This is a genomic window from Rouxiella badensis, from assembly GCF_026967515.2.
Taxonomy (GTDB): Bacteria; Pseudomonadota; Gammaproteobacteria; order Enterobacterales; family Enterobacteriaceae; genus Rouxiella; species Rouxiella badensis.
In genome coordinates this window covers 255,412-269,619 of sequence record NZ_CP114062.1, presented here as the reverse complement: position 1 = coordinate 269,619, position 14,208 = coordinate 255,412, and the positions used below count along the sequence as shown (strand labels likewise).

Below are 14,208 nucleotides of genomic sequence, written 5' to 3'. Positions count from 1 at the left end.
TGCGGGTGCGTTCTTTTTATCGATTGGAATAGGCTGCGTGATAGCTGATGCGGAGCGTACCTTTCTTGACCTTGGCGGACTTGAGGAAGAAATCGGTGATTTCGCTGATATTTTCAACGTGCGTGCCGCCGCACAGAATCGGCTCGGTGTTTTCAATCAGCGTGAGGCGAGTCTCACCTTCCATCCAGGCGGTGACCGCCGCGCCCGCGCGCAGTCTGGCGTGAATGTCCTTTTGTATCTCGACAATAGGTAATTCTTCGACCGGCACGGCTTCATCGCCCATCCTCGAGAACTCCACGCGTGACTCTCCAGGAAAATGGTGGCCCGAGGTAGCCAGCCAGCCGTAAGGCTTCAGCACGATATTCATCAGGTGTCCGGCGGTGTGCAGTGCGGCATTTTGCAGGCGTTCGGTCGCGGAAATCGCCGTTCTCAGCGTGGCGTTTTGCTCAAACTGCAACGGCTCCTGCGGATAGACCACCACCTGGCCGGACGGATGCTTGCGCACCTTTACCGGAATATCGTTCACCCAGCCAGTGTCGGCAGGCTGCCCGCCGCCCTGCGGATGAAAGATGTTCTGCTCCAACGCTATCCACTCACCGTGTTCGTCAGTGCCTTGCGCAATGGCCTGAGTGTCTAGATTGAAACAATAGGTATTTTGCATATAAAGCGGGGTCTGATTCATGCCGGTTGCTCCCTGTTATATTTCGTTGATGAATTAATAACATACAAAAGGCGCGCCAGCAGAACAAGGCGTTATTCGGCAAACTGCTTCGCGCGGGCACAGCGAGTCGGGTCAATGCTTTGCATCGCCCGTCGGGTTTCCTCACGCCAGCAGGCAAGCAGCGCCTTCTTGCCGCTTAGCCGCAGCGTACTCACCACCTCAGGCAGCGTATTCCCTTGTTGCAGGATGGCGCGCAGGGCCGGAAGCGGCTCGGTAGACCGCGCCAGCAGACGCAGCAACGCGCTCCGGCTGCTGTCCAGCGAACGGCTGGCAAAGGCGAATCCCGCCAGCTCGCGCCAATCGCCATCGTCAAGCAGCGCGTCTTCTGCGACTGTCTTCTGAGGCCAGATAACCTCGGCCACCTCAACGGGGACCTGCCGCCGGTTCTTCGATAACCGCCGTTTTGCCTGCTGGCAGAGGCTTTGTCCCTGCGGACTGAGAGGCAGCACGGCCATAGCCGCAAAGCACCCGCTGCTGGCCTCACGCTGACCACCGACGCGGACTGTCTCAAAGCCACAGCGCTGCCAGAAGCGCCACAGCGGGTCGGTAAAACCAAAGCTCACTGAGAGAAAGTCCAGGCCCTGCGCAGCGGCAAACTGCTGCTGTTCGCTAACAAGCGCCTGCGCAACCCCTCTGCGACGCTGGGCCGGAGACACCGCGATGCGGGTGATTCGTCGCGACAGCATCACCGCCGCTTCAGGGAATCCGGCGTGCGCCGCCAATGACTGCGCCACCAGATTGCCTCTCGGCCTGCGCCTTCCGGCCCAGATTTCATGGGCTAAGTCAGGCTGCAGACCGCCCTCGTCCACCAGCCAGAGCGCTGCCGACAGCGCGTTGTCGCAATATCCGGCGGCGAACGACATACCGGGCGCATCCATCATCCGCCGCAGGTCCAGCGGCGAAGTGCGGTAATGCGCGCTGGTCAGCAGATGATAAAAATCTGCCAATAAATCAGGCGACTGCTCCCAGGCTGCGGCATCGAAATTTTTAACCTGAACCGGCGCTGAGGCACCGTTTGGGCTTACGGCGCTGTAGTCCGGCTCGTCGAACAGAAGGATGTCGTCAAGCAGCCGCTCTAGCGGATCCTGCTGGGCCCAGCGGATCGGCGCTGTGAGCCGAAGATCTTGCCAGTCCGTTAGCGACGCACAGAACTTCAGTAAAAAGCCCCGTCCGGTGCCCTCGTATCCCTGCACGGTGGTGGTCAGCAAAACACGGGGGAAAAAGGGGATAAGTCTCTGGAGCAACGGCGCGGGAATAGCCGCCGCCTCGTCAATAAGCAACCAGTCGGCGTTAACTGCGGCACCGCTTTCACAATGGGCAAGCAGCGCGTCGGGCGCCCAGAACTGCACCGCCTCCTCCCCCTGCTCACTGAGGCGCTGTCCCGCCGCCTTGCTCGGCGCAGTCATCCAGCAGGCGCCCTGCCAGTGCTGCACCAGCATGCCAGCGAGGGTGGATTTTCCCCGGCCACGCGCGGCGGTCAGCACCCAGATACCGTCCTCGGCCTGCAATAACTGGTCGAGGATCGCGCGCTGTCCGGGCGTCGGCTCGCCCTGCGGCGTTGTCCAATCGGGTGCGGAACTAAGAAGTTGAGGGGAAAAAGCACTGTTCTGGCGCCAAAGCAACGCCTGAGTATCGGCCTCGATAGATTGGCAAAAACGGCTAATAAAGCGCGGCGTGGCAATGGCCTCAGACCGTTCGGTCCAGCGTATGCTGTCGGCATCCGGCAACGTCGGCCATTCCTGCCATTTGGGCACCAGCAGTATCAGCCAGCTTCCCGCCCGCAGCACGCCGCTGAAGGCGGCCAGTGCCTCAACGTTCAACCCTTCCCGAGCATCGAAGACGCCATTCAGGAATTCCTGCCCCAGCAGCTGATTCACCGCCTCGGGTTTTACCCTAGGTGACGTATCCTGCTCATTAGGGCTTACCCACAGCCAGTCGCCGCTAAAATGGCGGCTAACCTGTTGTGCGGTCTGCCCGCACCAGTCAAACTCGCCGCTCAGCACCAGAATACGCCGCATGCCCTGACGCAACATCTGCCGCTGACAGGCGTCTAGCCGCGAAATTATCGTAGCGTCAGATGCGTCATTGTCGATCATCTCAGGTTTTTCCAACCATCAGCGAAAGAATGCCTGCGGCAATCAACGGCCCGACCGGCACGCCTTTGAAGAACGCAACGCCCAGTACGGTGCCCACCAGAAGCCCGGCAACCAGCTGCGGCTGCGTGCCCATCAGCGTCAGACCACGCCCACCGAGCCAGGAAACGCCAACGCCCACCAGGATCGCGACAATCGATTTCCAGTGAAAGAAGGAGTGAATAAGGGTGCTCGCACTGAGTTTGCCGTTGGCAATCGGCACCATCACGCCAATAGTCAGAATAATGATGCCCAGCGTCAGGCCATATTTTTCAATCCACGGAAAAAAGTGATTGAGCGGCGTGATGCGCACGGTCAGCAGGAAGAACATCGCGATTGTTACGGCAGAATTGTGGCTGAGGATCCCTAAACCGGCGAACACCAGCAGAATAAGCAAGGTTGGATCGAGAAAAGCCATAATATTCCCAGAATAGTAAAACGCATGACCCAAAATCTTTCACGTTGCAGCCAGGCGGCAAGCAGGCGCATCCCCGGGAGCTGACACTCGTCAGTGACCGGGGTAAGCATGCGTAGCCAACACCGCTGCGGCATGAAAGATGAAGGATAAGATTATTTATTATTTTGACGATGGAGACCAGCCCTACCGACTGGCAAAGGTGTTGCATTGATCCATTTTGCCCGAGTCGTACCCGCGCTTGAACCATTCATAGCGCTGCGCTGAGGTGCCGTGGGTGAAACTGTCGGGGACCACTCTCCCTTGACTCTGCTGTTGCAGTTTGTCATCGCCGATTGCCCTTGCGGCATCCAGCGCCTGCTTGAGGTCGCCGTCCTCCAGGACCTGCTCTTGCTGCATAGCATGACCCCAGATACCGGCAAAACAGTCGGCCTGCAGTTCCATCTTGACCGACAGGCGATTAACCTCGGTTTGTGAGGCACCCTGCTGCATCTGGCGCACCTTGCGCTCAATGCCCAGCAGGTTTTGCACGTGATGCCCGACCTCATGCGCGACAACATATCCCTGCGCAAAATCACCGCCCGCGCCAAGCTTGTCGCGCAGTTCCTGATAGAAGGACAAGTCGATATACACTGTACTGTCGGCAGGGCAGTAGAACGGCCCCATCACCGATTGCCCCGTTCCACAGCCGGTGCGGGTTGCGCCACGGTACATCACCAGTTTAGGGTCGCGATAGCTCATGCCGTTTTGCTTAAAAATCTGGGTCCAGACGTCTTCCGTAGAAGCCAGGATCACGGAAGTGAATTTGGCCTGCCGATCGTCGTTGGGGCTGATAGAGCCAGAGGTTTGCCGCTGCTGATACTGCGAAGGGTTCTGTGATTGACCGCCGGTGATAAGCGGTGAAAGGTCGATACCATAGTAACCGGCCACCAGTACCACAATAACGATGACGATACCGCTTTTGCCGCGAATGGGAATGCGCATGCCGCCCAAACCGTTGCCGCCTTGCCCACCGCTTTCATTGCGGCGATCTTCAACATTGTCGCTCTCCCGACGCCCTTGCCAACGCATAATTCACCTCCGCTGTTTTTTTCTAATCCTAGTTAACAAGGTGCAGGAATACCACTTGCTCAGACAAGATTTGCGGGGCGAAAAAAAGCCTCCTCGGACGACAGCGTTAAGCGGGTCATCAACACAAGGAGGCGTAATCGTTTGCGCGGTGCGGCTAAAAAAAGATTAGTCTAATTTTACGCCGATACGTTTTGCGACTTCTTCGTACGCTTCAATCAGGCCACCCAGGCTTTGACGGAAACGGTCTTTGTCCATTTTTTCAAGAGACTGGGTGTCCCACAGGCGGCTGCCGTCTGGAGAGAACTCGTCACCCAGCACCACTTCACCTTTGAACAAACCGAATTCCAGCTTGAAATCAACCAGGATCAGACCCGCGTCACCAAAGATCTTGCTCAGCACGTCGTTAGCCTTGTAGCTCAGCTCTTTCATGCGTGCCAGATTCTCTTCGTTAACCCAACCAAAGGTCTTGCAGTAGGATTCGTTGACCATTGGGTCATGCTTGGCATCGTCTTTCAGGAACAAGTCGAACAGCGGTGGATTCAGCACCAGACCTTCTTCCACACCTAAACGCTTAACCAGTGAACCCGCAGCACGGTTACGGATAACACATTCAACCGGAACCATATCCAGCTTTTTCACCAGTACTTCGTTGTCTGACAGCAAACGTTCCATTTGGGTAGGAATGCCCGCTTGTTCCAACTTTTCCATGATGAAATGATTGAATTTGTTATTGATCATGCCTTTACGGTCGAACTGCTCAATACGTTCGCCATCCAGTGCTGACGTATCATTACGGAACTCCAAAACCAGCAGGTCTGGGTTTTCGGTGGTATAGACGGTTTTCGCCTTTCCGCGATACAACTCAGCTAACTTTTGCATCTTAACTTACTCCAGTGATATGACGTGTTTGGTGATACATAACATCTAATTATTCGCCAAAAATCGGCAAATGCAAAAAGGGGCCGGAGCCCCTTCACGTATTACTTGGTTACTGCACTACTTTGGTTAAACGCCGCCTGCATCACCGCTACCATCGCGTCGTTCTGCGACTGCGTTAGCACATGTCCATTTGGATCAATGAATTGCAGGCTACTGCGGTTGTTCAGGTCACCCAGCTGCAGCTTATAGTTGCCGGAGCTGAGCTGCGGATCCCTGGCACCCAGTGCGTCCCAGGCATCGCTGCTCGGCGGTGAATATTTCACGCTCAACGTCCCCTGCGGACGGCTGCTGTCGGTCACTTTCATGCCCGCTTTGGCCAACGCATTCGGCAGACGATCCCAGACTGGGCCGTAAGGTGCGCGAATAATCAGCACCGGCAGACCGGTATCGTCGGCACCGCTTTGTACGTCGACTTCGCCGAGTTTACGGTTGTCGATACGGTTTTGCTCATCCTGCTGCAGACGGCCAAGACCGGCAGTGATGGTGTTCAGCATCTGGCTGGTATAGCGCTGTTGCTCAACCGCTGAGGTAACCGGTTTGCCCTGCTGGGTCAGCTCGAGGGTTTTCACCGACAGCGCCGTCTGATAACCCTGAGGCTTCACGCTAATCTGGTAACGTCCCTGATACTGGAAGTCTTCGTCTTTGCGGTTCCACTGCACGGTATCGGTATTCAGCGTCTGATTGGCGTCATCACGGCTGGCAATCTTGTAGCCGTTCTGTTCAACGATGGTCACCACGTGCGCCCACAGGCCACTGCCCTGCGCGTTGCTGTCGAGCATCACAGTCCCGGTATCGCTGGTGTATTGCGCGCGTGAACCGTCAAGGACGGCCAGAGGCTGCAATGGTGGACGAATGTCCAGACCTTTACCTACTGCACCCTGCAGGTTACCGGCTGGCACATCATAGGTCCCGTTTTGCAGCGGCAGAATCATACCGTTTGGCGTTTGCAGCTCTTTCAACGGTGCGGCTTTCAGATAATCTTCATTACCGCTGACTTCACGCTTATAGCGAGAATCATTAGAACAGGCCGCGAGAAGCATGATCAGGGAAAGACCCACAACTTTTGCTACCGTCGACTTTTGAAAACGTGGTTTTGTAAATGAATAGGTCATCAAATATCCCTAAAAGTGTTATCCCCAGCGCCGTTGACGCGACCACGACAACGGCTGCGGGTTATAGCAAACCGGCCTTAATTAGTGCGTCTTCCACTATTGGACGAGCAGCATCGGTCAGCGGCGTCATTGGCAGACGCACTGTATCGGTTGCTATCAATCCCAGCGCCTTACAGGCCCATTTCACAGGGATTGGGTTTGCTTCTACAAACAAATGCTGATGCAACGGCATCAAGCGCTGATTTAAACGGCGCGCTTCGGCAAATTTGCCTTCTGCTGCCAGACGGCAAAGCTCAACCATTTCTGCCGCCGCGATGTTCGCAGTAACGGAAATAACGCCCTTGCCACCCAGTTGCATGAAGTCCAGACCGCTGAAGTCATCACCGCTCAACAGAATGAAATCTTCATCATCAACCAGCACTTGGATCTGGCTAACGCGACTTAAGTTCCCCGTTGCCTCTTTGCAGGCAACAATATTTTTAATTTTTGCTAAACGCGCGATGGTCGCAGGCAGCATATCGCAGCCGGTGCGAGACGGTACGTTGTAGAGAATTTGCGGCAGCGCAGTGCTTTCGGCAATGGCTTTAAAATGCTGATACAGACCTTCCTGAGTCGGACGGTTGTAGTATGGCGTGACAGTCAGGCAGCCAACAACGCCACTATTTTCAAAGCGTTGGGTCAACGCGATGGCTTCGGCGGTAGCGTTTGCGCCCGTTCCGGCAATCACCGGGATACGGCCATCTGCCAGTTCCAACGTCTGCAAAACCACGTCTGCGTGCTCGTCGTGGTTCAATGTTGCAGATTCGCCGGTCGTGCCTACGGAAACGATCGCCGCAGTACCACTGGACACATGATAATCAATCAGTTTTTTCAGACTCGCGCGGCAGACGGCACCTTTGTCGTCCATCGGCGTAACCAGTGCAACAATACTTCCCGTAAACATTGACCTTCCCCTCCACAAACAGGTCACTCATGGTACTTTTGACACATGGGCAAAGCAAGTAAACAACGTGTTGTAAGCGCCTGCTAAACGGTTTTTTTTCTGTTGGTAGACAATTTTGCGACATGAACGATTTTTCGCACACCGCGGGATTTTAGCTGTAAGGCGTTTTTACAGTTGAAATGGTTTTTCTGTTTGCGATAGTTTTCATGTCTGCGATAGTAAGTCTTACAACAGGGCATGACGGGAAGAGCGATTTTGTCACAACCACAACAACATTATTTGGTTATCACCGCACTGGGTGCCGACAGGCCTGGCATCGTCAATACCATCACGCGCCAGGTGAGCAGCTGCGGTTGTAATATTGAGGACAGCCGACTCGCCATGCTTGGCGAGGAATTTACCTTTATTATGTTCCTCTCGGGCAGTTGGAATGCCATCACGCTTATCGAATCTACGCTGCCGCAAAAAGGCGCAGAGCTTGAGCTGCTGATTGTGATGAAAAGAACCAGCGCTCATGAACGTCCACCGATGCCGGCCACCGTTTGGGTCAAGGTTGAAGTCAAAGACTCACCGCATCTGATTGAACGATTTACCGACCTGTTTGATACGCACCAAATGAACATTGCCGAACTTGCGTCGAAAACAACGCCGCCTGAAGGCTCTCGTGAGGCGCAATTATCGATTCAGATTACTGCTCACAGCCCGGCGAATACGGATGCAGCAATTATTGAGCAAGCGTTTCACCAGCTATGTACAGAATTGAATGCACAAGGCAGTATTAACGTCATCAGTTCTACCCAATAGGTTTCATCACAGCATTAATGGAGAAGAGTAATGAGCCCACTGAAAGCCGGAGATTCTGCGCCGCAATTTAGTTTACCGGACCAAGACGGTGAACAAATTAATCTGGCCGACTTCCAGGGACAAAAAGTCCTGGTCTATTTTTACCCTAAGGCCATGACGCCAGGCTGTACCGTTCAAGCCTGTGGCCTGCGTGACAACATGGATCAGCTGAAAGAGGCTGGCGTTGAAGTGCTGGGGATAAGCACCGATAAACCGGAGAAACTGTCTCGATTTGCTGAAAAAGAGCTGCTGAACTTCACGCTGTTGTCAGATGAAGATCATCAGGTCTCTCAGGCATTCGGCGTCTGGGGGGAGAAGTCTTTCATGGGGAAAACCTATGACGGCATTCACCGCATCAGCTTCCTGCTTGACGGTAACGGTAAAGTTGAAAAAGTCTTTGATGACTTCAAGACCAGCAACCACCACGACATCGTGCTGGCTTATGTGACGGGTCAATAACGTTTTACAGCCTTCCCCCGCATCAGTGCGGGGGAAGATTTCTTCACCGTTCGTTCTGCGTTTCTTCAATAAAAGGCTCATTCGGCCAGGCGTGATAAACGGCTTTCACCAGCGTGGCGAGCGGAATAGCAAAGAATACGCCCCAGAATCCCCATAGCCCACCGAAGATGACCACGGCCAGAATAATGACCAGCGGGTGCAGGTTGACCGCCTCCGAGAAAAGCAGCGGAACCAACAGGTTACCGTCCAGTCCCTGCACCACCAAATAAGCAATGATAAGCGTCCAGAAGTCGGTGCCAATTCCCCACTGGAACAGCGCCACTACCACCACCGGAATACTCACCAGCATCGCGCCAATATACGGGATAAGCACCGACAGCCCGACCAACACCGCCAGCAGCAGCGAATAGCGCATGTTCAGGAAGAAGAACACCAGGTAGGTGGCAATCCCGACGACCACCATCTCCAGCACTTTGCCGCGAATGTAGTTACTGATCTGCTGGTGCATTTCGGCCCACACCTTGCCCGCCAACCCACTATCTCGCGGCAATACCCGGCGCAACGCTCTGAGCATCAGCTCTTTGTCCTTAAGCAGGAAAAACACCATCAGCGGCACAATAACCAGATAGATAGCCAGCGTCAGCAGGCCCACCAGCGAGGCCAGAGAATAGCGCACCACCGATTCGCCCACGCCGGAGATTCTGGCGCGCAGGTTGTCGGTCATCATGTCGAGAATACCGGCATCGACCAGCGCCGGATAACGTTTGGGCAAGGTCGCGGCCAGCGTGTAAGATCGGTTGAGCATGCTCGGCAGGTCGGCCATCAGATTCAGCCCCTGCTGCCAGCTCAGCGGTGCGATAACAAACACCAGCACCATGACAATACCGGTAAAAATGAAGAACACGATGCACACCGACAGAGTGCGCGAGAAACCGAAACTCTGGAGCCGCACCGTGGGCCATTCGAGCAGGTAGGCCAGCACAATCGCCACCAGCAGCGGCGCGAGAATACCGTTAAAAAAGTAGAGGATACAGAAACCCGCCACCAGAATCGCCAACAGTGCGATAGCCTGAGGGTCGGTAAATCGGCGACGGTACCATTGCAGTAGCATCTCTAGCATCAGTGTTAACTCCTAAATTTTACGCCCTGCCGCTGACGCATTTGTCGCAGATAGTTCAGGCACAGTGGTTCCAATGTTGTTTCGCTTCGTTACAATAGGGAAACGTGATGCTGCCCTGAATAACCCGTTCTGTCGCCGAGACCTTAACACGTCTGAACGACGCAATGTCTTTTGCAAATCCAAAATATGTAGTAAGCACTTGTTTTAATAGAAAATATTCCATATTTAACAAAGGGTTTATGGCTATGCGGCTAAAACTGAAGTTGAGCACGATGGCAACGCGCTTTGTCACCACCGGCCTGCTGGTCTCGACCTTGAGCGCCAGCCTGCTGCCTCTTTACGCCACAGCCGACAGCGCCGACCTCCTTCCCGATATGGGCACCACCGCAGGCGGTACCCTGACTATCGATCAGGAGTTGCAGATGGGCGATTATTACGTCCGCCAGCTGCGCGGCAGTGCGCCGTTGATTACCGATCCGCTGCTCGACCAGTATGTCAATCAGCTCGGCAATCGCCTGGTGGCGCACGCCTATTCGGTGCGTTTTCCGTTTCATTTCTTTATCGTCAATAACGATGAGCTCAATGCCTTCGCCTTCTTTGGCGGCAACGTGGTGCTGCATTCGGCAATTTTCCGTTTCACCGATAATGAAAGCGAGCTCGCGTCAGTACTGTCCCATGAGATTTCTCACGTCACGCAGCGCCATCTTGCGCGCGCCATGGAAGATCAAAAGAGCAAATCGCCTTTGACCTGGGTCGGCGTATTGGGGTCTATCCTGCTGGCGATGGCCAGTCCAGAGGCCGGTATGGCCGGACTCACCGGCACGATAGCGGGCACCCAGCAAGGTATGATCAGCTTCACGCGCGCCAACGAAGAAGAGGCCGACCGCATCGGCCTACAGGTGCTGCAACGCTCGGGGTTCGACCCGGAGGCGATGCCAAACTTTCTGCAAAAGCTGGCCGATCAGTCACGTTATGCGAGTAAGCCACCCGAGATGCTGCTGACCCACCCTTTACCCGACAGCCGCCTTTCGGATGCCCGCAACCGCGCCAACCAGATGCCGCGTATCGTGGTGCAATCATCAGAGGATTTTTACTTTGCCAAGGTGCGTATCCTCGGCATGTATGGCACGGAAGATCATCCGCTGACCGACGATTATCTCAAACAACTGAGCGACGGCAATATTCGTCAGCAGAGCGCCGCACAATATGGGCGTGCAGTGCAGTTTTATAAAGCAAAAAGTTTTAATCAGGCACGAAACATCCTCGAACCGATGCTAAAAAAAGAACCCGGCAACGCCTGGTATCTCGATTTGCTGACCGATATCGACATTGACCAAAAACACGTCCCTCAGGCAATAGCCCGACTGGAAAAAGCCGATGCGGCAACCAGTAAAGACGCGGTGCTACAGCTCAATATCGCCAACGCTTATATAGAAGGCGGCGAGCTAGCCAAGGCCAGTCGTCTGCTGTACCGCTACACTTATGCTCATCCAGACGATGTGAACGGTTGGGATCTGCTGACCAAGTCGGTCGCCGAACAGGGCCTGAGGGCGCAGGAACTGGCCGCTCGGGCCGAGAGTATGGCGCTGGTCGGCCGGTTGGATCAATCGATAAGCATGCTGAGCAGCGCCAGCGCGCAGTCCAAACTCGGCAGCCTGGATCAAGCGCGCTATGATGCCCGCATCGATCAGCTGCGCCAGCTGCAAAAACGTTTTCAGCTGTATGAGAAAGGCTGAGAAGCAATAAAGGAGAAGTTTATGCAACACGATGTCGCAATTTACCACAACCCACGCTGTAGCAAGAGCCGCGAAACGCTGAAACTGCTTGAGGAGAAAGGCATCAAGCCCAACGTTATCCTCTATCTCGAGACGCCACCGTCGCTCGATACGCTGAAAAAGCTACAGCATGAGCTGGGCTTTTCGTCAGCCAGAGAGATGATGCGCACCCAGGAAGATCTGTATAAAGAGTTGAAGCTGGGGGATAAAAGTCTGAGCGAGGAGCAGCTGTTACAGGCGATTGCCGACAGTCCGCGCCTGCTTGAGCGCCCTATCGTGGTCAAGAAAGGCAAAGCGCGCCTTGGACGTCCACCTGAGCAGGTGCTTGAGATCCTGTAACGCTATCGACCGCGCAATCTTGACCCGCTACAGATTGAGCGTCTCTTTCACAAACGGGATGGTCAGTTTCCGCTGCGCGGTAATCGACGCTCGGTCGAGCTGATCGAGCGTCATAAACAGCGTACGCATTTCGCGATCCAGTCGCTTTAACAGGAAACGGCACACGTCTTCCGGTAGCTCAAAACCACGCAGTTTGGATCGCAGCTGCAACGCCTGAAGTTTTTCTTCGTCGGAGAGTGGCTGAAGCCGATAGATTTGCCCCCAGTCGAGACGCGACGCGAGATCCGGCAGGCCGAGATTAAGCTGGCGAGGAGGACGATCGCCCGTAATGAACAGTCGCGTACGCCCCGTTTCAAGGATCCGATTATAGAGGTGGAATACCGCGGCTTCCCAGGCTTCGTCACCGGCGATCCCTTCGATATTATCGATACAGACCAGCGCCAGTTGCTCCATGCCGTCTAATACCTCTGGCACAAAATAGGCGCGTTTATCGAGGGGAACGTAACCGACGGCCTCACCGCGCAGAGAAAGTTCGGCGCAGGCTGCATGCAGAAGATGGCTGCGTCCACCGCCTTCACGCGACCAGAAATAAACGTAAGTGCCGTGCTCCTGCTGCAACGCAGTTTGAATAGCGGAGAGCAGCGAGGTGTTCTCCCCCGGATAAAAACTAGCAAAGGTTTCGTCGTCGGGAAGATAAAGTGGCAGGGAAAGCTGTGCCGGTGTATTCAGAAGTACCTCAACCATAACTGGCGTGGAGACCCGACCTGTCTCGATAAAAATGTCGGAACAAAAATTTAATCGAAGAATTCTATCATAGGATCCGCGAAGAATTGAACTTTCAGCGCGCTAAACGCTGGTTAATCAGACGACAGGCCGGGTAAAAGAGCCTTTACCCGGCCTGTTTAGCCGATTAAACCGACATCAGACAGACGGCGGTGCGCGCTCGTCCGGCACGTCGATTATCTCTTCTTCGCCGCGATAGATTTCGATCACTTTAAACAGCAGGCTGAGGAATACGCCGACGATCGTCGCCAACGCCATGCCTTTCAGCTCTGCCGCGCCGATGTGAATCTTCGCGCCGCTCACGCCGATGATGAGGATAATCGAGGTCAGGATCAGGTTTTTAGGCTTGCTGTAATCAACTTTAGACTCGATAAGCACGCGGATCCCCGATGCGCCAATCACGCCGTACAGCAGCAGAGAAACGCCGCCCATGACCGGCACTGGCACCGCCTGAATTGCCGCAGCCAGCTTGCCACAGCAGGAAAGCAGGATAGCCAGAACCGCCGCGCCGCCGATAACCCAGGTGCTGTAAACCTTGGTAATCGCCATTACGCCGATGTTCTCACCGTAGGTGGTATTCGGCGTCGAACCGAAGAAGCCGGAAATCACCGTCGACAGACCGTTTGCCAGCATCGAGCGGTGCAGGCCCGGGTCACGCAGCAAATCCTTCTTGACGATGTTGGCGGTGACCACCAGATGCCCGACGTGCTCGGCGATAACCACCAGCGCGGCAGGAAGAATGGTCAGGATGGCAACCCACTCGAAACGCGGCGTATAGAAGGTTGGCAGGGCAAACCAGTGGGCTTTCTCGATGGCGGAAACGTCGACGATGCCCATGAAGTACGACAGCGCATAGCCGACCAGCACACCGATAAGAATCGGGATAATCGCCAGGAAGCCGCGGAAAAGCACGGAGCCGAGCACCGTGACCGACAGCGTCACGATAGAGATAAGCACGGTGGTGCTGTCAGCCGAGGTGCCCTCTGCCGGGAGCAGACCCGCCATATTGGCCGCCACGCCCGCCAGTTCAAGCCCGATCACTGAAACAATCGCGCCCATCGCCGCCGGCGGGAACATCACGTTGATCCAGCCGATACCGGCCTTTTTAACGATAAGCGCCACCAGGCAGAACAGCAGGCCACAGACGATAAAGCCCCCCAGCGCCGCCTCATACCCCATCGGCAGCAGGAGCAGTACCGGTGAAATAAACGCGAAGCTCGAGCCAAGATAGGCGGGAATTTTACCTTTACAGATAAACAGGTAGAGCAAGGTGCCGATGCCATTGAACAGCAGCACCGTTGCCGGATTGATTTTAAACAGAATGGGCACCAGCACGGTTGCGCCAAACATGGCAAACAGATGCTGAAGACTTAGGGGGATAGTTTGCAAAAGAGGCAGGCGTTCGCTTACCCCAATAACACGACGGGTCATGGACCGATCCTCTGTGAAATAATTAATCTCATGATTATTGCATTTCTACTCGCCAGACTCCGGGTTGCAGCCAGCGCATCTGCTGCCTGAAGTATGACGAGTAAAAAAAAGCCGACTTCTCAGTC

The 14,208-nt window shown here is 55.0% G+C and carries 14 protein-coding genes; 4 read left to right on the top strand and 10 right to left on the bottom strand.

Annotated features, from left to right (window positions below):
• Window positions 1-16 precede the first annotated feature (16 nt).
• The 7 genes from O1V65_RS01430 to dapA all read right to left on the bottom strand — a co-directional run bounded on the left by O1V65_RS01430 (window position 17) and on the right by dapA (window position 7,333).
• Complete coding sequence (locus O1V65_RS01430; RefSeq protein ID WP_017493193.1) at window positions 17-682, bottom strand: alanyl-tRNA editing protein; 666 nt, start codon at window positions 680-682, stop codon at window positions 17-19.
• Between the two features lie 71 nt (window positions 683-753).
• On the bottom strand, window positions 754-2,817 hold the full coding sequence (locus tag O1V65_RS01425) for a tRNA(Met) cytidine acetyltransferase TmcA (RefSeq protein WP_269130105.1): 2,064 nt from the start codon (window positions 2,815-2,817) through the stop codon (window positions 754-756).
• Between the two features lies 1 nt (window position 2,818).
• The gene (locus tag O1V65_RS01420) at window positions 2,819-3,271 is read right to left on the bottom strand and encodes a DUF441 domain-containing protein (protein ID WP_017493195.1); all 453 of its coding nucleotides are present in this window, start codon (window positions 3,269-3,271) and stop codon (window positions 2,819-2,821) included.
• Window positions 3,272-3,454: 183 nt separating this feature from the next.
• Complete coding sequence (gene ypfJ / locus O1V65_RS01415; RefSeq protein ID WP_017493196.1) at window positions 3,455-4,339, bottom strand: KPN_02809 family neutral zinc metallopeptidase; 885 nt, start codon at window positions 4,337-4,339, stop codon at window positions 3,455-3,457.
• Between the two features lie 165 nt (window positions 4,340-4,504).
• Window positions 4,505-5,218, bottom strand: a complete 714-nt coding sequence (gene purC / locus O1V65_RS01410) for a phosphoribosylaminoimidazolesuccinocarboxamide synthase (RefSeq protein ID WP_017493197.1) — start codon at window positions 5,216-5,218, stop codon at window positions 4,505-4,507.
• 101 nt (window positions 5,219-5,319) lie between these two features.
• Window positions 5,320-6,390 (bottom strand): outer membrane protein assembly factor BamC, encoded by a 1,071-nt coding sequence (bamC, locus tag O1V65_RS01405; protein WP_084913230.1) that lies wholly within the window; start codon window positions 6,388-6,390, stop codon window positions 5,320-5,322.
• A 61-nt stretch (window positions 6,391-6,451) separates the two neighbouring features.
• Window positions 6,452-7,333: a 4-hydroxy-tetrahydrodipicolinate synthase gene (gene dapA / locus O1V65_RS01400; RefSeq protein WP_017493199.1), complete on the bottom strand. Its 882-nt coding sequence runs from the start codon at window positions 7,331-7,333 to the stop codon at window positions 6,452-6,454.
• A gap of 237 nt (window positions 7,334-7,570) precedes the next feature.
• On the opposite strand from dapA, the gene O1V65_RS01395 reads away from it, so the two are divergent.
• Complete coding sequence (locus O1V65_RS01395) at window positions 7,571-8,137, top strand: glycine cleavage system transcriptional repressor (RefSeq protein WP_376783548.1); 567 nt, start codon at window positions 7,571-7,573, stop codon at window positions 8,135-8,137.
• Between the two features lie 30 nt (window positions 8,138-8,167).
• Window positions 8,168-8,635 (top strand): thioredoxin-dependent thiol peroxidase, encoded by a 468-nt coding sequence (bcp, locus tag O1V65_RS01390; protein WP_017493201.1) that lies wholly within the window; start codon window positions 8,168-8,170, stop codon window positions 8,633-8,635.
• A 43-nt stretch (window positions 8,636-8,678) separates the two neighbouring features.
• On the opposite strand, the gene O1V65_RS01385 is transcribed toward bcp, so the two are convergent.
• Complete coding sequence (locus O1V65_RS01385; RefSeq protein ID WP_017493202.1) at window positions 8,679-9,755, bottom strand: AI-2E family transporter; 1,077 nt, start codon at window positions 9,753-9,755, stop codon at window positions 8,679-8,681.
• A 272-nt stretch (window positions 9,756-10,027) separates the two neighbouring features.
• Between O1V65_RS01385 and bepA the strand changes: the two genes are divergently transcribed.
• Window positions 10,028-11,491 carry a beta-barrel assembly-enhancing protease gene (bepA, locus tag O1V65_RS01380; RefSeq protein ID WP_420066650.1) on the top strand — a complete coding sequence of 488 codons (1,464 nt, stop codon included), beginning with the start codon at window positions 10,028-10,030 and terminating at the stop codon, window positions 11,489-11,491.
• 21 nt (window positions 11,492-11,512) lie between these two features.
• Window positions 11,513-11,869 (top strand): arsenate reductase (glutaredoxin), encoded by a 357-nt coding sequence (arsC, locus tag O1V65_RS01375; protein WP_017493204.1) that lies wholly within the window; start codon window positions 11,513-11,515, stop codon window positions 11,867-11,869.
• Between the two features lie 27 nt (window positions 11,870-11,896).
• Here arsC and hda read toward each other — a convergent pair whose 3' ends face one another.
• Together hda and uraA are read right to left on the bottom strand one after the other, a co-directional pair.
• Window positions 11,897-12,613 carry a DnaA inactivator Hda gene (gene hda, locus O1V65_RS01370; RefSeq protein ID WP_017493205.1) on the bottom strand — a complete coding sequence of 239 codons (717 nt, stop codon included), beginning with the start codon at window positions 12,611-12,613 and terminating at the stop codon, window positions 11,897-11,899.
• 177 nt (window positions 12,614-12,790) lie between these two features.
• Complete coding sequence (gene uraA, locus O1V65_RS01365; RefSeq protein WP_084913231.1) at window positions 12,791-14,083, bottom strand: uracil permease; 1,293 nt, start codon at window positions 14,081-14,083, stop codon at window positions 12,791-12,793.
• Between the last annotated feature and the right edge of the window lie 125 nt (window positions 14,084-14,208).